This window comes from Sphingomonas sp. Leaf10, from assembly GCF_001421245.1.
Taxonomy (GTDB): Bacteria; Pseudomonadota; Alphaproteobacteria; order Sphingomonadales; family Sphingomonadaceae; genus Sphingomonas.
Window position 1 is genome coordinate 299311 of record NZ_LMKE01000013.1, and the last position, 20648, is coordinate 319958.

At 67.3% G+C, this 20648-nt stretch carries 17 protein-coding genes; 9 read left to right on the top strand and 8 right to left on the bottom strand.

What is annotated here, in order from left to right; all coding sequences use genetic code 11:
- Positions 1–50: 50 nt before the first annotated feature.
- The 5 genes from ASE59_RS12130 (at position 51) to ASE59_RS12150 (ending at position 5253) form a co-directional block, all read left to right on the top strand.
- Positions 51–761, top strand: coding sequence for a response regulator (locus tag ASE59_RS12130; RefSeq protein WP_056456369.1), 711 nt, complete (start codon positions 51–53; stop codon positions 759–761).
- A 4-nt stretch (positions 762–765) separates the two neighbouring features.
- Positions 766–2154: an ATP-binding protein gene (locus ASE59_RS12135; RefSeq protein ID WP_235515739.1), complete on the top strand. Its 1389-nt coding sequence runs from the start codon at positions 766–768 to the stop codon at positions 2152–2154.
- Positions 2155–2209: 55 nt separating this feature from the next.
- Positions 2210–2905, top strand: a complete 696-nt coding sequence (locus tag ASE59_RS12140) for a carbonic anhydrase (RefSeq protein ID WP_056456372.1) — start codon at positions 2210–2212, stop codon at positions 2903–2905.
- A 126-nt stretch (positions 2906–3031) separates the two neighbouring features.
- The gene (locus tag ASE59_RS12145; protein WP_200913257.1) at positions 3032–4621 is read left to right on the top strand and encodes a SulP family inorganic anion transporter; all 1590 of its coding nucleotides are present in this window, start codon (positions 3032–3034) and stop codon (positions 4619–4621) included.
- Complete coding sequence (locus tag ASE59_RS12150) at positions 4618–5253, top strand: carbonic anhydrase (RefSeq protein WP_056456376.1); 636 nt, start codon at positions 4618–4620, stop codon at positions 5251–5253. The genes ASE59_RS12145 and ASE59_RS12150 overlap by 4 nt, the downstream gene beginning before the upstream one ends.
- Positions 5254–5627: 374 nt before the next feature.
- Here ASE59_RS12150 and ASE59_RS12155 read toward each other — a convergent pair whose 3' ends face one another.
- Genes ASE59_RS12155 through ASE59_RS12170 form a run of 4 tightly spaced genes read right to left on the bottom strand, consistent with a single transcriptional unit; the run spans position 5628 to position 10223 of the window.
- The gene (locus tag ASE59_RS12155) at positions 5628–6635 is read right to left on the bottom strand and encodes a zinc-dependent alcohol dehydrogenase family protein (RefSeq protein WP_056456379.1); all 1008 of its coding nucleotides are present in this window, start codon (positions 6633–6635) and stop codon (positions 5628–5630) included.
- Positions 6632–7156, bottom strand: a complete 525-nt coding sequence (gene gloA / locus ASE59_RS12160; protein WP_056456490.1) for a lactoylglutathione lyase — start codon at positions 7154–7156, stop codon at positions 6632–6634. Before gloA ends, ASE59_RS12155 begins: the two co-directional genes overlap by 4 nt.
- Before the next feature lie 11 nt (positions 7157–7167).
- Positions 7168–9267: a PAS domain-containing sensor histidine kinase gene (locus ASE59_RS12165; RefSeq protein WP_235515740.1), complete on the bottom strand. Its 2100-nt coding sequence runs from the start codon at positions 9265–9267 to the stop codon at positions 7168–7170.
- Positions 9264–10223: a glycoside hydrolase family 43 protein gene (locus tag ASE59_RS12170; protein WP_056456381.1), complete on the bottom strand. Its 960-nt coding sequence runs from the start codon at positions 10221–10223 to the stop codon at positions 9264–9266. Before ASE59_RS12170 ends, ASE59_RS12165 begins: the two co-directional genes overlap by 4 nt.
- 173 nt (positions 10224–10396) lie before the next feature.
- On the opposite strand from ASE59_RS12170, the gene ASE59_RS12175 reads away from it, so the two are divergent.
- Together ASE59_RS12175 and ASE59_RS12180 are read left to right on the top strand one after the other, a co-directional pair.
- Positions 10397–12787: a M1 family metallopeptidase gene (locus ASE59_RS12175; RefSeq protein ID WP_056456383.1), complete on the top strand. Its 2391-nt coding sequence runs from the start codon at positions 10397–10399 to the stop codon at positions 12785–12787.
- A complete protein-coding gene (locus ASE59_RS12180) occupies positions 12784–13263 on the top strand; it encodes a DUF6702 family protein (RefSeq protein WP_056456385.1) in 480 nt (159 codons plus the stop codon). The genes ASE59_RS12175 and ASE59_RS12180 overlap by 4 nt, the downstream gene beginning before the upstream one ends.
- Here ASE59_RS12180 and ASE59_RS12185 read toward each other — a convergent pair.
- Both ASE59_RS12185 and ASE59_RS12190 read right to left on the bottom strand, forming a co-directional pair.
- Positions 13250–14590, bottom strand: coding sequence for a HAMP domain-containing sensor histidine kinase (locus tag ASE59_RS12185; RefSeq protein WP_321163227.1), 1341 nt, complete (start codon positions 14588–14590; stop codon positions 13250–13252). The two genes, ASE59_RS12180 and ASE59_RS12185, sit on opposite strands and share 14 nt — an antisense overlap.
- Positions 14587–15252 carry a response regulator transcription factor gene (locus tag ASE59_RS12190; protein WP_056456389.1) on the bottom strand — a complete coding sequence of 222 codons (666 nt, stop codon included), beginning with the start codon at positions 15250–15252 and terminating at the stop codon, positions 14587–14589. Before ASE59_RS12190 ends, ASE59_RS12185 begins: the two co-directional genes overlap by 4 nt.
- 165 nt (positions 15253–15417) lie before the next feature.
- On the opposite strand from ASE59_RS12190, the gene ASE59_RS12195 reads away from it, so the two are divergent.
- Complete coding sequence (locus ASE59_RS12195) at positions 15418–16038, top strand: hypothetical protein (RefSeq protein ID WP_056456391.1); 621 nt, start codon at positions 15418–15420, stop codon at positions 16036–16038.
- 336 nt (positions 16039–16374) lie between these two features.
- A complete protein-coding gene (locus tag ASE59_RS12200) occupies positions 16375–17646 on the top strand; it encodes an Hsp70 family protein (RefSeq protein WP_056456393.1) in 1272 nt (423 codons plus the stop codon).
- Between the two features lie 317 nt (positions 17647–17963).
- Here ASE59_RS12200 and treF read toward each other — a convergent pair whose 3' ends face one another.
- Together treF and ASE59_RS12210 are read right to left on the bottom strand one after the other, a co-directional pair.
- Positions 17964–19529 carry an alpha,alpha-trehalase TreF gene (gene treF / locus ASE59_RS12205; protein ID WP_056456395.1) on the bottom strand — a complete coding sequence of 522 codons (1566 nt, stop codon included), beginning with the start codon at positions 19527–19529 and terminating at the stop codon, positions 17964–17966.
- Position 19530: 1 nt separating this feature from the next.
- On the bottom strand, positions 19531–20532 hold the full coding sequence (locus tag ASE59_RS12210) for a fumarylacetoacetate hydrolase family protein (RefSeq protein WP_056456397.1): 1002 nt from the start codon (positions 20530–20532) through the stop codon (positions 19531–19533).
- Positions 20533–20648: the final 116 nt, after the last annotated feature.

Below are 20648 nucleotides of genomic sequence, written 5' to 3' on the forward strand. Positions count from 1 at the left end.
ATGCCCATCATGATCCGCCTTCCCGCTATCGCCACCGGAAGCCACCCCGCATGACCGCCCCGTCGATCATCGTCGTCGAGGACGATCCCGCGCTCCGCACGCTGACCGCCCGCGCGCTCCAGGAGAACGGCTATCACGTCCGCACCTGCTCCGCCGCGCCCGAAATGTGGCTGGCGCTGGAACAGGGGCCGGTCGATCTGATCCTGCTCGACATCATGCTGCCGGGCACCAGCGGCATCGACCTGTGCCGCCAGATTCGCCAGAACAGCGCCGTCCCGATCATCTTCGTGTCGGCCAAGGGCAGCGAGGTCGACCGTGTCATCGGCCTCGAACTCGGTGCCGACGACTATCTGCCCAAGCCGTTCGGCACCCGCGAACTGATCGCGCGCGTCCGCGCCGTGCTGCGCCGGGGCGAGTTGAATGCACAGGCGGCGCAGCGCGAGGAGGGCGTCTACAGCTTCGAAGGCTGGACCGCGAACCTGCCGCGCCGCGAACTGACCTCGCCGACCGGCGCGGCGGTCGACCTGACCGGCGCCGAATTCGACCTGCTGGTCGTCCTGCTCGATCATGCGCAGCGGGTAATCGCCCGCGAACGGCTGATCGAACTATCGCGCACCCGGCTGGGCGATTCGTCCGACCGCAGCATCGACGTGCTCATCAGCCGCCTGCGCCGCAAGCTGTCGACCGCCGGCGGCACCCCGCCGATCGTCACCGTGCGCGGCGTCGGCTATATGCTGAACGTCCCCGTCGAGCGGCGCTGACGCGGTGGAGGCGCGGCGGATACCGGCGCTGCCCGTTGGGCTGATCGGACGGATCGTCGCGATCCTGCTGCTGACGATCGTCATCGAATTCGGCGTGTCGGTGCTGCTCTACGAACGCGCCAGCCAGTTTTCGGTGCGCGACGACGAAGCCCGCCGGCTGGCCGAACATCTGGTGATCGCACGGCGCATCGTCGAGGAACGCCCGGTCACACAGCGCGCCGGCATGGCGGCGGAACTGACCACCGAACGCTATGCGGTCCAATGGCGCGCGACCGCGCCCGCACTACCCGCCAGCGGCACCGAACTCCGCGAAATGGAGCAGCAGGTGCTGGCATGGGAACCCAGCCTTGCCCCCACCGGCCTGCACCTGACGCTGATCGGACAGGGCCGGCGATCGGTGGTCAGCGGCGCGCTCAGGCTCGACGATGGCAGCTGGCTCTATTTCCGCACGCTGGAACCGCTCCGCGCCTTCGACCTTGCCATCGGCCGCATCCTCCTCGCGCTGATCCCGGCGATCGCGCTGATGGTGGTCGGTGGGCTGTTGATCCGCCGAACGCTGCGTCCGATGCGACAGCTGGCCGATGCCGTCGACCGGTTCGGCCCCGGCGGCGGATCGTCGCTGCCGATCGTCGAGGAAGCGGGGCCGAGCGAGGTTCGCCGCCTCGTCGTCGCGTTCAACGGGTTGCAGGCGCGCATCCACCGGCTGATTGACGAACGCACCCGCGCGCTGGCGGCGGTCGGCCATGATCTGCGGACTCCCCTCGCCCGGCTGCGGCTGCGCACCGACGCCATTCCCGACCGCGACGTGCGCGAAACGGTGCAGAACGACCTTGCCGAAATGGAGGCGATGGTCACCTCGCTGCTCGCGTTCCTCGGCGGAGAGAGCGAGCCGGAACGTCCGGTGCTGGTCGATCTGGCGGTGCTGTGCGCCAGTATCGTCGATGACGCCGCCGACCATGGCCATGACGCGACCTATGTCGGTCCCGACCATTTCGAACGCGCCGTCCGCCGCTCGGGCTTCCGCCGCGCGGTCATTAACCTGGTCGAAAACGCGATCCATTATGGCGGCAGCGTCACCGTCACGCTGGCGTTGGAGGACGGCGCGACCGTGATCCGCGTCGAGGATGACGGCCCCGGCATTCCCGACGAATCGCTGGGCGACGTCCTCGAACCCTTTGTCCGGCTCGACACCGCGCGCAAACGCGACACGGTCGGCTTCGGCCTCGGCCTGTCGATCGTCCAGCGCGCGGTCGAGGGCGAAGGCGGGCTGCTGGAACTGCGCAACCGCGCGCGCGGCGGGCTGTGCGCGGCGATCACGCTGCCGGCGCCGTTCGAGCCGAAGCAACAATTCGTTACACAGCCGTCGAACGCAGCAAGATTCCCTCGGCTATAGCCTTCATCCAGGTGGCCGGGTTGCGCCCCGCCGGAAAGTTTGAGGGAGACGCAGCGTGAACGACGTGATCGGCCGGGTATTCGGCTTCGAAAAGGATGTGTTCGGGAGCGACGCCGACCTCTATTCGAAGCTCGCGACCGATGGACAGAGCCCGAAGGTCCTGATGATCTCGTGCTCGGACTCGCGCGTCGTCCCCGAACATATCCTGCAGGCGAAGCCGGGCGACGTGTTCGTCATCCGTAACGCCGGCAACATCGTCCCCCCCTTCACCCAGCAGAATGGCGGCACGACCTCGACCGTCGAATATGCCGTCGCCGTGCTCGGCGTCACCGACATCATCGTGTCTGGCCATTCGGGCTGCGGCGCGATGGGCGCGCTGATGAAGCCAGAAACGCTCGACGGCCTGCCCAGCGTCGCTGCGTGGCTGCGCCACAGCCATGCCGCCCATTCGGTGGTCGAAAACAGCTATCCCGATCTCGACGATGCCGCCGCGGTCCGCGCCGCCAGCCTCGAAAACGTCGTGGTGCAGATTTCGCACCTGCGCACCCATCCGGCGGTCGCGTCGCGCATCGCCAAGGGCGATCTGACGCTGCATGGCTGGTTCGTCGACATTCATGAAGGCTCGATCCTTGCACTCGACGGTACGACCGGCAGGTTCGCGCCGATCAAGCAGGATCGCGCGCTGCCGGTGGCCTTGCCCGCCGCCAAGCGCCTTGCCGCAGATTTCGTGACGGCCGAAGCCGCCGAATAGCCGTTCCCGCAAGATCGGCGGGGCGAACCTTCCCTCCCCCGTTCCGTCGATCCCGGGCACCGCGCCGGGCGTGCTTCCCCCAAGCACGCTCGGCGCACCTCGTTTTAGAACAAGGCCGTAATAGCCATGTCGCAACCTTCCCTACTCGCCAATCTGCGTCAGGACGTGCCGTCCTCGATCGTCGTCGCGCTCGTCGCCCTGCCGCTGTGCCTCGGCGTCGCGCTGGCATCGGGCGCGCCGCTGTTTTCCGGGCTGATCGCCGGGATCGTCGGCGGCATCGTCGTCGGCTCGCTCAGCAAGTCGCCGCTGTCGGTCAGCGGCCCCGCCGCCGGCCTGACCGTGATCGTGCTCGACGCGATCACCAAGCTGCCGAGCTTCGAGGCGTTCCTGCTCGCCGTGTTCCTTGCCGGCTGTATGCAGATCCTGCTGTCCTTCTCGCGCTCGGGCGTGCTCGGTGAATTCGTGCCGTCGTCGGTCATCACCGGCATGCTGGCGGCGATCGGCCTGATCCTGATCCTGAAGCAGGTGCCGCACGCCATCGGCTATGACGGCGATCCGGCGGGCGATTTCCAATTCAATCAGGGTGACGGGCTGAACACCTTCAACACCATCATCTTCGTGCTGCGCGAACAGGTGGTATGGGGCGCGACGATCATCGCCGCGATCAGCATCGCCTTCCTGTTCTGGTGGGACAAGAACAAGCCCAAGGACGGCCCGCTGCGCTTCGTGCCGGGGCCGCTGGTCGTCGTCGTCGGATCGGTCGCGATCAACGCGCTGCTGGGCGTCCTCGCGCCGGCCATTCAGGTGAAACCGACCCATCTGGTCAGCGTGCCGATCGCCGATGGTCTGGGCGGGTTCGTGAAGCTGTTCAGCCTCCCCGACTTCGGTCAGATCGGCAATGCGACGGTGTGGACGGTGGCGGTCACGCTCGCGATCGTCGCCAGCCTCGAATCGCTGCTGTCGGTGAAGGCGGTCGACGAACTCGATCCCAAGCGCCGCGTGACCGACAAGAATCATGAACTGCTGGCACAGGGCAGCGGCAACATCATCTCGGGGCTGATCGGCGGCCTGCCGGTCACCTCGGTCATCGTGCGGTCGTCGGCGAATGTGGACGCGAACGCCGCGTCGAAAATGTCGACGATCCTGCATGGCACGTGGCTGCTGCTCAGCGTCCTGCTGGTGCCGATGCTGCTCAACATGATCCCGCTATCGGCCCTCGCGGCGGTACTGATCCAGACCGGCTACAAGTTGACCAAGCCGGAGCTTTTCACCAAACGCTGGAAACAAGGCATGACCCAGTTCGTGCCATTCGTGGTCACCATCCTCGCCATCCTGTTCACCGATCTTTTGAAGGGCATCGTCATCGGGCTGGTCGTCGGCTTCATCTTCGTCATCGCGCGCAATTTCCGCCCGGCGGTGACGTTCGTGCAGGACGGCGAAGGCCCCGGCGCCAGCTGCATGGTCCGCGCCAAGCGCAACCTGTATTTCATCCACAAGGTCGAACTGACCCGCGAGCTGGAGAAGGTGCCCGACAATTGCACGGTGGTAATCGATCTGTCGGCAACCAACTATGTCGACCTCGACAATATCGACATCATCAACGGCTTCATCAAGAATGCGGGGTATCGCGGGATCAACGTGCTGGTGCGCGGGGACATCGGCGAAAAGACCGCGCCCCAGATCATGGCGCCGCGCAAGGAGGTCGCCTACGCATGAGGGAATACAAGCATCTGCTCCTCGCCAACAAGGCATGGGCCGCCGAGCGGCTCGAGGAAAATCCCGACTATTTCGCGCGGCAGATGGCCGGTCAGCAGCCCGAATTCCTGTGGATCGGCTGTTCGGACAGCCGTGTTGCCCCCGACCAGCTCACCAATACCGAGCCGGGCGGCATGTTCATGCATCGTAACATCGCCAACCTGATCCACCCCGGCGACCAGAACCTGATGTCGGTGGTGCAGTTCGCGGTCGAGGTGCTGAAGGTCGGCCACATCATCGTCTGCGGCCATTATGGCTGCGGCGGCATTCAGGCGGCACTCGATGGCGGCGTGCAGGGCCATGTCCATGACTGGCTGGCGATCGCCCGCGACGTGATCGACAGCCACCGCGACGAACTCGACACCATCCCCGCCGAGCAGCGCGCCAACCGGCTGGTCGAACTCAACGTCCGCGACCAGTTGCTGGCGCTGGCCAAGACCGACGTCGTGCAGCGCGCCTTCACCGGGGGGCAGCCGCTCGAACTCCATGGCTGGGTCTACGACCTGCGCGACGGGTTGCTCAAACCGCTGATGGAAATCGACGCCACGACCCCGCTCGGCACCGTCCCGACGCCGGACAAGGTGCTGGTTTAGGGGCCCGCCGCGCTGCCGTCCTTGACGCGGGGCGAGTGCGCCAGCGACAGGCGTACCCTTCCCCCAAACCCGTTTGGTTCGAGCAGCTTCGAGCTTGTCGAGAAGCGTCCGTCGAGAACACCCCGCTCAGGGCAACCCCTTCTCGACTACGGCTCTCGACAGGCTCGAACCTCCGCTCGAAGCAAACGGAGAGTGCGTCGGGGAGGAAATCGGCAGAAATGATATTCCCCCACCGTCCGCTCTGAACAGCCGCTGAGCGTCTCGAAGCGGCATATCGAAGGACCGCCACCAATGCTTCGGTACGGGCTTTCGACAAGCTCAATCCCTACTCGGCACAAACTGCGCTGGATACGCAGGGACGGACAAGTTATCCCCTACCACTCGACCCCGATCTTCCCGAAATGGTCGCCACGCTCCTGAAACCGGAACGCTTCGGCCAGTTCGCCTAGGCCGAACCGCCGATCGACCACCGGCCGGATGCCGGTCACCTCCAGCGCGCGGACAAAGTCCTGCTGCTCGCGCCGGCTGCCCACGATCAGCCCCTGCAGTCGCGCCTGCTTCGCCATCAGCGCTGCGGTCGGGACCTCGCCGCCACGTCCGGTCAGCACCCCGATCAGCGAGATATGCCCGCCGACGCGCACCGCGGCGATCGACTGCGCCAGCGTCGCCGGTCCACCGACCTCGACGACGTGATCGACGCCGCGTCCGTCCGCCCATTGCGCGACCGTCGTGCCCCAATCGGCATCGCTGCGATAGTTGACGGTGAAGTCCGCGCCCATCGCCGCCGCGCGCGCCAGCTTGTCGTCGCTCGACGAGGTGATTGCGACCTTCGCGCCCATTGCCGCGGCGATTTGCAATGCCCAGATCGACACACCGCCGGTGCCGAGCAGCAGCACCCGGTCGCCCGCCTTCAACCCGCCATCGACGACCAGCGCCCGCCATGCGGTCAGCCCGGCCGTGGTGATCGTCGCCGCCTCGACCGCGTCCCAGCCCTTGGGCGCGAGGGTGAAGGCGGTGGCGGGCAACACGACCACCTCCTGCGCGAATCCATCGATGCCGTCGCCCGGCGTCCGAGCGAAATCGCCGATGGTCGCCGCGCCGTCCTGCCAGTCGGGAAAGAAGCACGACACGACCAGATCGCCGACCGCGAAACCGGTCACGCCCGCACCCACCGCCTCGACCACGCCGGCTCCATCCGCCATCGGCACGCGCCCGTCCTCGGCAGGCGACTTGCCGCTCGCGACGATATAGTCGTGGAAGTTGAGCGAGCTGCCATGCAGCTTCACCCGGATTTCGCCAAGCCCCGCCTGCCCTGGATCGGCGCGGTCGACCAGTTCCAGCCGGTCGAGCCCGCCGGGTGCACGAAGTTCGACCGCCTTCATGCGTCGTCTTCCGCAGCATCGACCACCGCCTGCGTCATGCCGTTCGGCGACAGGATTTCAATCCAGTATCCATCGGGATCGGTGATGAAGGCGATGTCCTTCATCCGCCCCTCAGCGGGCCGCTTGCGGAAATCGACGCCCATTTCCTCAAACCGCGCACACGCGGCGGCGACGTCGGGCACGCTGATGCCCAGATGCCCGAAGCCGCGCGGATCGTCGTTGCCGCTGTGATAGCCCGCGAAATCGGGATCGTCCTCGGTCCCCCAGTTATGCGTCAGCTCCAGCGTCGTCTCGCGGCTGAACACGAACCGCGCGCGTTCCTTCGGATCGCCCGGCACCGTCTCGCCATCCCGCAGAAAGCCGAGGAAATAGAGCGAGAACGCCGCCTCCTCGAAATCGAGCTTCTGCAGCAGGGTCATGCCCAGCACGTCCTGATAGAAAGCGAGACTGGCGCTCGGGTCGCGGACGCGCAGCATGGTCTGGTTGAGGGTAAAGCCCTCGGTCCCTTCGGGTCGGGTCATCGCAACTTCCTTCAACGATCGGTGGGGGCGCCCGCCAGTCCGGCGATCGCGCGGGCCAGTTCGGCCTCGCGGAACGGCTTGGTCAGGCGCGGCAAGTCGGGTGCCAGCCCGTCGATATCGGCATAGCCCGATACGATCAGCACCGGCAGACCGGGATGCCGGTCATGGATAGCCCGCGCCAGCCATACGCCGGTCCGGCCGGGCATCAGATGATCGGTCACCACCAGGTCGAAGCGCCGCTGCGCCAATATTTGTTCCGCCTCGGTCGCGCCATCGGCCTCGATCACCTCATATCCCAGGCTCTCGAGCATGTCGGCGGTCGTCATCCGCACCAGCGCCTCGTCATCGACCACCAGCGCCCGCCCGCGGAAGCCGGGTTCGTCGGCCGTATCCTCGTCGCCAGCCTCCGCCTGCCGTACGCCCTCGCCGCTGACCGGCAACCACAGGTCGATGCGGGTACCAAGACCGGGGGCACTGACGATCGCCATCGTGCCGCCCAGTTGCAGCGCCAGCCCATGGACCATCGACAGGCCCAGCCCCGTGCCGCGCCCAATGCCCTTAGTCGAAAAGAACGGCTCGATCGCGCGCGCCGCCGTCTCGGCATCCATGCCCGTCCCGGTATCGATCACAGACAACCGGATGTAGCGGCCGGGCGCCACCCCCGCCGCCGCCGTCGCGACCGCATCCGGACAATCGGCGGCGATGGTCAGCGTGCCCCCATCGGGCATTGCGTCACGCGCATTCACGCACAGGTTCAGGATCGCCATTTCCAGCTGATTGGCATCCGCCAGCGCAGGCTGCAGGTCGGCGGCGATCATCGTCCGCACCGCGACCGGCGATCCGGCGGTGCTGGCGATCAGGTCGGCCATCCCACCGACCAGCACCGCCAGATCGACCGGCCCCGATTGCAACGGCTGCCGCCGCGCGAATGCCAGCAACCGGTGGACCAGCGTCCGCGCGCGTTCGGCCGATTGCAGCGCACCATCCACCAACCGCGCCTCGCGCGCCGACAGGTTGCCGCGCCGCTGCAACAGGTCGAGACTGCCGAGGATCGGGGTCAGCAGATTGTTGAAATCATGCGCGACCCCACCGGTCAGCTGCCCCATCGCCTCCATCTTCTGCGCCTGCCGCAGCGCGTCCTGCGCCTCCAGCAGTGCCGCCTCGCCCCGGCGTCGCTCGGTCACGTCGGTCACGAACTGGAACGCGCCGACCTGCCGCCCCTGCCCGTCGCGGACCGCATTGAACTTCATCTCATAGGCGCGGCGTTCGTTGCCGCGCGACGGATCGCCGAATTCGGCCGCGGTCGTATATTCCTCGCCCGCCAGCGCCGGGTCCCATGCCGCGCGCACCGCCGCCTGTTGTTCGGGCTGATCGGCGAGCAGGCCGAGCAGATTGTCGCCGACCTTCGGCCGCACCCCGAACACCGCCTCGAACGCGTCGATCCCCGCCCGGTTGATCGCCATCCAGTTGTAATCGAGGTCGATGACGTTGACGACCGAATCGGTGGTTTCGACGATCGAGGCGAGCAGGTTGCGCTCGGCGGTCCGCTGGTCAACGCGCAGTTCGAGCGTGCGGTTGAACTGGCGCAGATCGTCCAGCGCGGTGGTCAATTCGGCTTGACTGCGTTTCAGCGCCGCATCGGACAGTACCCGCGCCGTCGTCTCGTTGGTGAAGATGAACAGCCCGGCGATATCGCCCTGCCGGTCTAGGATGCGCGAATAGGAAAAACTCCACCACGTATCCGCCGCCCCGCGATCGGTATCCAGCTTCCACGGCACGTCGACATAGCGCGGGCTGTTGCCGGCAAAGGCCGCCTCGATGATCGGCATCGCCTGTTCGAGGCCATCGGCCCAGACCTTGTCGAACCGCTCGCCCATCGCCCAGTCGAGCCGCGGCCCCAGCAATGGGAAATAGGCGTCGTTGAAGAAGAACCAGAGTTCGGGGCCCCAGCACAGGATCATCGATTCGGGCGAATTGACGACCAGGCTGAGCGCGCTGCACAGCCCGTCCGGCCACCGATCGGGCGACCCCAGCGGATGATCCGACCAGTCGCGCGCGCGGATCATCTCCGCCGCGCGGCCGCCGCCGTTCAGGAACGGGGCGATCGTCACGCCGGCCCGATCGCCAGTCCGTCGGCCAGCGCGCGTGGAATCCGCACCAGCGATCCATGCCGCGCCCCCGCCGGCATCGACAGCTTCGCGCTCACGTCGCGCCACTGCACGAAATCGCGCGTCGCCGCCGCGCCCCATTTGCCGTCGCGATAGACGTCCCAGTAACACACCGTCTCGCCGCCGATCACTGTCGTCATCGGCCCTTCGACCCATGACGGCGTGAACGGCGCGCTCAGCTTCCCGAACGGTCCGGTCGGCGACTTGGCCGATGCGACCTGCAACCATTTGCGCGGCGGAGTCAGCGTCTCGTCCTTGACGATCAGGTGCAGCCCGCTCACCCCCCGCGCAAACGTCCCGTCGATCACGCTGAACCCCGGATCGTACAGCACCGCCGCGTCGCTGAACGTCGCGAAGTCGCGCGTCGTCACATACCATAGCCGGTGATTATATCCGGACTCCGAAGTCCCCGCCGTCTCCTCGAACCGTCCGGCGACCGTGCTCGACCAGAAGATCACGAACCGTCGCGCCTTCGCGTCCCAGATCGCCTCGGGCGCCCAGCAATTGCGCGTACCCTTCACGCCCGCCATGACCGGCAGCGCGCGCTGCGGCGACCAGTGGCGCAGGTCGCGGCTGGTGGCGTGACCGATCGTGACCCCCTCCCACGCGGTCGTCCACACCATATGCCATGGCGCATCGCGACCGACCCCGCGAAAGACGAACGGATCGCGCATCAGCTTCGCCTCGCCGACCATCGGCGGCAGATAGCTTCGCCCACCGCCCAGTTCGCGAAACGCGAAGCCGTCGTCGCTGATCGCGAGCTTCAGCCCCGTCGCCTCACCCTTGCCGGTTCCGAAATAGGCGAACAGCAACGGATCGTCCGCTTTGGCCGCCGCCGTCCGCGACGCAACCGGCAGTGCGGCGAGCGCACCGATCATCGTGCGCCGGTTCAACAACATTGCCCGCGTCCTCGCCCCTGTTCAATCACCCCTTCGCTTGCCGTACTCCGCCGTTCGCCGCAACAGTCGGTGCGCGAATGACACAATATCACCTGAAAATGCGCCGCGACCGGTTGACGCCGGTCGTAACCGGGGCAACCATTCCCCGTCCGTCCGTTCGAAAGGCCAACCCCTTGCCCGCCGCATCCCGTCTCGCATTGGTCGCCCTGCTGCTCGCCACCACCCCCGCGCTCGCCGATCCGATCCGCCAGACCAAGGGCGACTGGCAGGACAAGTTCCGCCAGCTGGAGGGGGAGGACTGGCCGACCCCGACCGACTATCGCAACGCATCCGGCGCGCCGGGCTATCGCTACTGGCAGCAAAAGGTCGACTACGACGTCAAGGTATCGCTGAACGAAGCGACCAAGGTCGTGACCGGTACCGAGACGATCCGCTATCGCAACAACTCGCCCGACGCGCTGCCCTATCTGTGGCTGCTGCTCGACCAGAACCAGTATAAGCGCAGCTCGATCGCACAGCTGTCGCAGACGGTGCCCGATGCGACGACGATCAGCATCAGCGACATCCGTCGGGCCGAGGCGATGAAGAAATGGGAAGGCGGCTTCACCATCGGCGGCGTGCGCGGCCCCGACGGCCAGCCGTTGCAATATCGCGTCACCGACACGCTGCTGCGCATCGAACTGCCGCAACCGGTCGCCGGGGGTGGCGGAGAAGTCACGCTGTCGATCGACTGGTCGTTGCCGATGGCCGAACAGAAGGTCGTCGATGGCCGCTCAGGCTATGAATGCTTCACGCAAGCCGGCGAAGACGGCAACTGCATCTTCGAAGGAGCGCAGTGGTTCCCGCGCCTCGCCGTCTATTCGGACTATGAAGGCTGGCATAACAAGGCGTTCCTCGACGCGGGCGAATTCACGCTGGAATTCGGCGATTACAAGGTCGCGTTGACCGTCCCGTCCGACCATGTCGTCTCGGCGACCGGCGTGTTGCAGAACCCCGATCAGGTGCTGACTGCCACCCAGCGCCAGCGGCTGGAGCAGGCGAAGTCGGCCACCGCGCCAATGTATATCGTCAGCCCCGACGAAGCGCTCGCCGCCGAACGCGGTCGTGCGTCGGGCACCAAGACCTGGACCTTCGCCGCACAGAATGTCCGCGATTTCGGCTGGGCATCGTCGCGCAAATTCGCGTGGGACGCCATGAACGTGCGGCAGGATTATGCTGCCAACCCCAACGTCATGGCGATGTCCTTCTATCCGAAGGAAGCGCGCCCGCTCTGGGATGCGTACTCGACCAAGGCGATCGCCCACACCATCGACGTGTACGGCAAGTTCGCCTTCCCCTACCCCTATCCGGTCGCCCAGTCAGTCAACGGTCCGGTCGGCGGCATGGAATATCCGATGATCACCTTCAACGGCCCCCGGCCCGTGAAGGACGCCAAGACCGGCCAGCTCACCTATACCGAACGCGCCAAGACCGGCCTGATCGGCGTGGTGATCCACGAGGTCGGCCACGACTGGTTCCCGATGATCGTCAACAGCGACGAACGGCAATGGACGTGGATGGACGAAGGGCTGAACACCTTCCTCCAGTTCCAGGCCGAAAAGCTGTGGGACAAGGACTTCCCGTCGCGCCGCGGCGAGCCGAAGGACATCGCCGAATATATGCTGTCCGACAATCAGGTGCCCCTGATGACCCAGTCGGATTCGGTGCTGCAATTCGGCGCCAACGGCTATGGCAAGCCTGCCACCGCGCTCACCATCCTGCGAGAGACCGTGCTCGGCCGCGACCTGTTCGACCGCGCCTTCCGCGAATATGCCACCCGCTGGCGCTTCAAGCGGCCGACGCCCTACGACTTCTTCCGCACCATGGAGGAAAGTTCGGGCGTCGATCTCGACTGGTTCTGGCGCGGCTGGTTCTATTCGACCGACCATGTCGATATCGCGCTGGACAAGGTGGTCGAGGGTCGCATCGCCGGCCGCGATCTGGAGGCCAATGCCCGCGAACGCCGCGCGCTGCGCGATGCCGAAAATACCTCGCTGACCGTCCGCAACAATGCCGGGCAGAAGACCGTCACAGAACGCGATCCCGCCACACGCGACTTCTACGACCAGCAGGATCGCTTCGCCGTCAGCCCGCAGCAACGCCGCGACCTCGCCGAAAAGCTCGACAAGCTGACCCCGGAGGAACGCGCCGCCTTCGACGTGAAGGACAAATTCTACCGTTTCTCGCTGCGCAACGTCGGCGGGCTGGTCATGCCGGTCCCGCTCAAACTGACCTTCAGCGACGGCAGCAACGAAATCGTCCGCATCCCCGCTGAAGTCTGGCGCTACGATCCCAAGGCAGTGACGTGGCAATATGTCACGGCGAAGACGATCACCGGGGCGGAGGTCGACCCGCTGCTCGAAATCGCCGACGCCGATCGCTCGAACAACACCTATCGCGGCGCCATCCGTCCGGCGGTGCTGGAAATCGAGGATGTCGAGGATCTGGAAAACCGTATGAAGGATTTCGACGTGCAGGTGAAACCCGGCTCGCTGCGCACCTATCCCGCGCCGGTGGCGAAATGAGGGGACCGCTCGCCCTCCTCGCCGCGCTCGCGGTCATCGCCCCGGCACAGGCGCACCGTGGCCATGACTCGCTGGCCGTAGTGACGCTGGCCGATGGCAAGGTCACCGTGTCACACCGTTTCGAGGCGCACGACATCGAACCGGCGCTGGCCAAGATCGCACCGCAGGCGCAGACCAGCCTAGACGACCCCGCCGCGATGGCGGCGCTGCGCAGCTATATCCAACGCCGCTTCGTCCTGACGATCGACGGCAAGCCGGTCCCGCTGACCTACGCCACCACCGACCTGTCGCACGCCGAGGTCCGCATCGACTATACCGGCCGCGCGCCGCGCAAGCCTAAATCGGTCGCGATCCGCTCGACCGTGCTGACCGACGTCTATCGCGGACAGGTCAATCAGGTGAATGTCCGGCAGGGCAATGTGGTGAAGTCGCTGACCCTGCGCGGTGCGGGCACGGGCAGCGTCACGCTCGGCTGACCGGCAGTGTGACGGTGGCGACCAACCCGCCGCCGTCCGCCTCGCCCAGCACCAGCCGCCCGCCATAGAGCGCCGCCAGATCGCGGACGATGGCGAGGCCGAAGCCATGGCCATCGCCGCGCTCGTCCAGCCGTACGCCGGGATCGGTCGCCCGTACCCGGTCGACCTCCGCGATACCCGGCCCGTCATCGCTGACCCGCAACACCGCGAACCCGCCGTCGCGCACCGCCGTCACGCGCACCGCTGACCGCGCATGGCGCGCGGCATTGTCGATCAGGTTGCCGGCCAGTTCGTCGAGATCGGCGGCATCGACCGCCACCGATAGCGCCGCCACCTCCGCCCGCACCGTCAACCCCCGGTCGCGGTGCAGCGCCGCCACCACCGCCACCAGCCCCTCGACCGCCGGCCTCAACGCCGTCGCCGCCCGCCGATCGACCGCGCCGCCCCGCGCCCGCGCCAGATGATGCCGGATCGTCGCATCGATCCGCGCAACCTGTGTCCCGCGCGGATCGTCGCCCAGCTCGATCGCCAGCGTCGCCACCGGCGTCTTGAGGGCATGGGCAAGGTTCGCCGCCGATCCACGCGCCGTCGCCAGCGCCGCCGCATTGTCGCGCACCAGTGCGTTCAGCTCGACCGCCAAGGGCAGCAGTTCCTCGGGCTGATCCTCCGGCACATCCGCCGCCGCCCCCGCCCGCACCGCCGCCACCCGGTCGCGCAAGACCCGCACCGGCCGCAGCCCGATCCGCAACTGCACCAACGTCGCGACGGCCAACACCAGCGCCACGATCACCAGCGTCAGTAGCAGCGGCAGCATCGCCCCGCGCAACGGCTGCTCGATCTCCCGCCGTGGCACCGCCACCGCCACGCGCCCCCGCCCCTCGGGCAGGTCCAGCACCAATCCATGCACCCGCGTCGCATCAGGCAGGGTCAGGTCGAACGGCGCGCCGAACCCTGGTCCCCGCCCCCGCCCCCGCCCCCGCGGCGGTCCGCGATCGGGTCCGACCGGTGGCCCAGGCGCCCTGAGCGTCGCCAGCGGCGGCATGCCTGCACCGACCGTCCCGCCCGGCGTATCGATCCGCCATACCGCATCCGCGCCGATCGCCGTCGCAAGGTCCGACCGGTCGAGCAGCACCCGGTCGATCGTGCCGTCGTCGCGCACCACCGCGCGGAGCAACCGCAACCGGTCGCCCAGCCGCGCATCGATGTTGCGCGTCACGAAATGGTCGAGCACGCCCCCGATGGCGAACCCCGCCACCGGCAGCGCCACCAGCGTCGTCGCCACCGACAGCGCCAGCATCCGGCCATGGATCGAACGGGGCAGCCTCACGCCGCCCCCGCCGTCAGCCGATAGCCGCGCCCGCGCACCGTCTCGATCAGCGACGCGCCGACCTTCTTGCGCAGCCGCCCGATAATGACCTCCAGGCTGTTCGAATCGACATCGGCATCGCCCTCATAGACCCGCTCCATCAGGTCGAGCCGCTCGATCACCGCCTCCTTCGCCAGCATCAACGCCGCAAGCACGCGATATTCGAGCGCGGTCAGCTTGATGGGCAGGCCGTCCAGTTCGAACACCCCGGTCTGCGTCTCATATGCCAGCGGCCCGCAGGTCAGCCGTGTCGCGCCATGCCCCGCCGCGCGCCGCACCAGCGCACGCAGCCGCATCATCAATTCCTCCACGCGGAACGGCTTGGTCAGGAAATCGTCGGCCCCCGCCTTGAACCCGGCGACCTTGTCCGACCATCCGTCGCGCGCGGTCAGGATCAGCACCGGCAGGTCGCGACCACCCTCGCGCCACCCCTTCAGCACCGCTGTCCCCTCACGATCGGGCAGCCCCAGATCGAGCACCGCCACGTCATAGCGCTCGGTATCGCCTAGATGCTGCGCGTCGACCCCGCTCGCCACCAGATCGACCGCGCAATGTTCGGCCCTGAGCGCGCGCGCGATGGCAGGCCCCAGATCGGGATCATCCTCGACAAGCAGGATACGCATAGTCTTTGCCCTCTTTCCCCGACCCCGCCCCGTTCGTGCCGAGTAGGGGCTGAACGGGGGAGCCAATGCCAATCCCGCTTAAACCGAAACTGAACCGCGGGGTTCAGCGTGGCGAGGGGACGAATCGCTAGAACGGCTCCATCGAACAACCAAGGAGTACGACACATGGCGAAATTCTCTCTGGCCGGTCCGGGCAAGCTGGGCCTCGGCGTCGCGATCGGCCTCGCTATCGGCGCGGCAGGCGGGGCGAGTGCGGTGTCGATGACCCGTCCGTCGGTCGAAATGGCCCCGACCGTCGCCACCCCCGTCGCGAAGCTGGCGAGCGACAACGGCGTCGTCACCGTCAAGGGCCGCGTCGCCGAAGTCTTCGGCGACCGCTTCGTGGTACAGGACGCGACCGGCCGGGCGATGGTCGATGCCGGCCGCGACGCCTCGGTGACGAAGGGCGCCCCGGTGCAGGTGCAGGGCCGCTATGACAATGGCCAGCTCCGCGCATCCTATCTGGTCGACGCCAGTGGCAAGGTCACCCCGGTCGGCCCGCCCCCGCCGCGCCCCGGCCATGGCCCGAAGCACGGCCCGGAAGCACGCGGCCCCGGTGGTCCGGGTGGTCCCGGCGCCCCCTGCGCTCCCGGCGCAATGCCCCCGCCCCCGCCCCCGGCCGACGGCAGCGCGCCCCCGCCGCCACCCGCCAACGGCCAACTCCCGCCGCCCCCGCCGGCCGGTACGGCAGCCGCAGCAACGCCACCGGCAACCAACGCGCCGGTGGTAGCCCGACCGATCCGCTAAAGTCCGGTCCGTCCAAACTACAACGTCGCCCCAGCGAAGGCTGGGGCCTCCCGCGGTACCTGTCCCACGCCATCACCGGGAGATCCCCGCCTTCGCGGGGATGACGGGCGGTTGCATGGGGGGTGCATAGCAAAGAACGTCACCCTGCTCCCCTCCCTGACAAGGGAGGGGTTGGGGGTGGGTCGGCCCGCGAGGGACGGTAGCGCTCTCCAACGGGCCTACCCATCCCCCCTCCCTTGTCAGGGAGGGGAGTAGCCGACCCGTCCCGAACACCACCCAAGACAAACCCCGACAACCGGTGTAGGGCGGCCCGCCCCTGCCCGGAGCAACCCGCCCATGTCCCTCGGCCTAGATTTCGGCACGACCAATTCCGTCCTTGCCCGCGCGACCGGCGATGCAGCGGCACTCGTGCCCCTTGACGGGCCTGACGGTGCCGACCCCGTCTTCCGCTCGGCGCTGTGCTTCTGGCAGGACGACGTCCCCGGCGGCATTGCCGTAGAGGCCGGCCCATGGGCGATCGACGAATATCTCCATTTCCCCGAAGGATGCCGCTTCCTGCAATCCTTCAAATCGGTCGCGGCCAGCCCCAGCTTCGACACCGCCCCAATCTTCACCAAACGCTACCGGTTCGAGGATCTCGGCCGCGCCTTTCTCGACCGGCTCGCCGCTCGTGCGCAGGGCGCGCTCAACGGGGCAAAGCGGATCGTCGTCGGCCGCCCGATCACCTACGCCGGCCACCGTCCCGACGAGGCATTGGCCCGTCAGCGCTACGACGCGATGTTCGCCGCACTCGGCGCCGAAATCCTCTATGTCTACGAACCGCTCGGCGCCGCGTTCAGCCACGCCGCGACGCTTGCGCAAGCCGCCACCATCCTGGTCGCCGATTTCGGCGGCGGTACCAGCGACTTCTCGGTCGTCCGGCTGGAGGCCCCCGGCGCCAAACGCCGCGCCTGCCCGCTCGGCCATGCCGGTATCGGCATCGCCGGCGACCAGTTCGACCGCCGCATCCTCGACAAGCTGGTGCTCCCGCTACTTGGCAAGGGCGGCACCTATCGCTCGTTCGATAAGGTGCTGGAAATCCCGGCGGGCCATTTCACCGACTTCACCGACTGGTCGCGCTTGGCCCTCATGCGCAACCGCAAGACCATGGCCGAGCTCGACAAGCTCCGCCGCGCCGCGACCGACCCGGATGCCATCGAACGGATGATCGCGATCATCGAGGGCGAACAGGGCTATCCGCTTTACGACGCCGTCGGGCAGGTCAAGCGCGCCTTGTCCCAAGGCGATAGCGCGACCTTCGCCTTCAAAGGCGGCGGCATCGCCATTGAAGCCGAGGTCACCCGCGACCAGTTCGAGGCATGGATCGCCGACGACCTCGCCCGGATCATGGCGACCGTCGACCGCGCGCTCGACGCGGCGGGACTGGCGGCCGACGCGATCGACCGCGTATTCCTGACCGGCGGCACCTCGCTCACCCCCGCCATCCGCCGCGCCTTTGCCGACCGGTTCGGACAGGACCGGCTAGCCTCGGGCAACGAACTGACCTCGGTCGCCCACGGCCTCGCGCTGATCGGTCAGCAGGACGATGTCGCGGCGTGGACGGCCTGACGCTTTCCTACCGCTTGGCGTGATGCCAAACTCGCGACCGTTCTTTGACAGGTCCGCCCGACAACTGCGTCATCCCGGCGACAGCACGCTACCTATGGTATGATCCGGCACCTCATCTCGGCGAAGGCCGGGATCTCCAAGTGATAGCGCGGGGCAGGAGCCGCCACCTGCGCCAACCTTCCCTGAAGCAACGAATTGCAGCAACGGTGTCAACTTCGGCGCGCAAATTGCCACACCGCCAACTTCAGTATCCTTTTTAATCAATAGTTTAAGTTCGATTTCACCCCAGAACAAAAACTAACCCACTGTCACCTTCGTCAACTTCCACGCCCCCGCGCCATCAGCGCCCGCGTAACCCCATTGGTCCACCCGAACCCGTCCTGCAGCGGATATTCCCCACCCCCGCCCGGCCGGACCTCCTCGACGTCATATTTCTCGACCAGCTTCCCCGACGCGGCATATTCCCGCCCGACGCTCGCCAGAAACCGCTGCGAAATCTTGTCCGCCAATGGCTTATGCCCCGTCCGGTCCAGCCCGCTGACCGCGATCCATTGCAGCGGCGCCCAGCCATTGGGCCGGTCCCATTGCTGCCCGGTATCTACCAGCGTCGATCGCAACCCGCCCGGCGCCAGCAATTGCCGCTCGATCGTGTCCGCCACCCGCCCGGCCCGTGCGTCGGTCGTCAGCCCGACGAACAGCGGATAGGCTGTCGCGGCCGTCACGCCGCGGCGAAGTTGCCGCCGCTTGACGTCGTAATCGCCATAGCGCCCATCGGCCTCGCTCCACAGCCAGCGCTCGATCGCCGCTGCGCGCTTCGCCGCCCGGTCGTTGAAATCGCGCGCCGTTGCCGTATCGCCCGCCTTCGCAGCGCCATCCGCGATCGCCCGCTCCATGCCCCACAGCAAGCTGTTGAGATCGGCCGGCAAAACATTGGTCGTATCGATCGTCGCGAGCGTCCGCCCATCGGCCAGCCAGCGCGACGAGAAGTCCCAACCGCTCTCCGCCCCGGCACGCAGGTCGCGATAGACCTCGGCAACCGGCCGGCCGCTTGTCCGTGCGGTTTCGACATCCTCGCGCCACGACTCGTCTCTGGGCGTCGTCCGCGCATCCCAATAATGTTGCAGCACCGCCCCGTCCGGCAGCGTCGCCGACCGTTCGGGTGACGTGAAGAACGCATGTTCGCGCTTCAACGCCGCCACCCGCCGTGCCAGCACCGCCGCATCGGTTTCCTGCGACAACCCAATCATCAGGTACAGGAACGGCGGCTGCGACCGGCTGAGATAATAGCTGCGCGTACCATTGGGCACATGGCCGTACCGCTCGACCAGATCGGTGAACGCCGCGACCATCGATTCGATCAGGTCCTGCCGATTGTCGGCGGCCAGCCCCAGCATCGTGAAATAGCTGTCCCAGTAATACATTTCCCGGAACCGCCCGCCCGGCACCACGAACCGGTCCGCCACCGCCAGCGCGCTCGATCCCGGCGGCGGTGCCACCGGATCGCGGGTCAGATGCGGCCACAGTTCGGCGATATGCCGCTCGATCGGCAGGCGCGGGCCATGGTCGGATTCGGGCACCGGCAGCAATCCCGGCACGTCGAAATTGGCCAGCACGAACGCCTTGAGCGCAGCATCGTCGCTGAACTCGCCGCGCCGGAAATCGGCAAGGATCGCCGCATCCGCCCGCTTGGGCGTCGCATCGACGAACGTCTTGCCGTCGGGAAAGATGCGCCGCATCTGCACCGCTTCGAACAGCGGCCCGAACCGGTCGGCCGGGGTCGGCACCCCCGCCGCCGGTGCCACGGCGGCGACCGGCGGCGCCTGACCGGACGCAGCGCATCCGGCCAGCAGCAACGGCATCAACACGCGGTAACGGTGCCGCATCTTACGCGACCGTCTGTTCGATCACGCCGAAGATCGGATGATGGCGATCGTCCTCGGCCCAGATTCGGACGGTGTCGCCCGCCTTCAGGAACGGTGTCTCGGCCGAGCCGCCGCGGATCGTCTCGACCGTGCGGATTTCGGCAAGGCACGAATAACCGACCCCGCCCTCGGCCACCGGCTTGCCCGGCCCGCCATCACTATCGCGGTTCGACACCGTGCCCGACCCGATGATCGTCCCCGCGCCCAGCGCCCGCGTCTTGGCAGCGTGCGCGATCAGCGTGCCGAAATCGAACGTCATGTCCTCGCCTGCTTCCGCCCGTCCAAAGGGCTTGCCGTTCAGATCGACGTGCAGCTTGCGGTGCAGCTTGCCGTCCCGCCACCAGTCGCCCAGCGCATCGGGGGTCACGAACACCGGCGAGAAGGCGGAGGCCGGTTTCGACTGGAAGAAGCCGAACCCCTTGGCCAGTTCGCCCGGGATCAGCCCGCGCAGGGAGACATCGTTGGTCAGCCCGACCAGCCGCACCGCCGCCAGCGCCTCTTCCCGCGACGCGCCCATGGCGACGTCACCGGTGACGACCACCACCTCGCCCTCGAAGTCCAGACCCCAGCTATCATCGCCCGCCGGGATCATGTCGCGCGGGCCCAGGAAGGCGTCCGACCCGCCCTGATACATCAGCGGATCGTGCCAGAAGCTGTCGGGCATCTCCGCCCCGCGCGCCTGCCGCACCAGCGCGACATGGTTCACATAGGCCGATCCGTCCGCCCATTGATACGCCCGCGGCAGCGGCGACGCGGCGTCACGCTCGTGGAACCGGTCCTTGGGGATCACGTCATGGTCCAGATCGGTGGCGAGGTTGCGCAGATCGCCCTCGACCCGGTCCCAGTCGTCCAGCGCCGCCTGCAACGTCGGCACGATCGCGCTCGCATCGGCATACCAGGCAAGGTCGCTCGACACGACGACCAGCCGACCGTCACGGCCGTGCTTGAGGCTGGCGAGTTTCATGGATGCGCTCTCCTGATCGTTGTCTTTGGCCGATGGTTTTGCGCGCCCGAGCCGGCGATGTCGAGGGGCCGGCTCGCACCCTTTGTTAACCCGTTCCGATCCATGGCAAATCGATT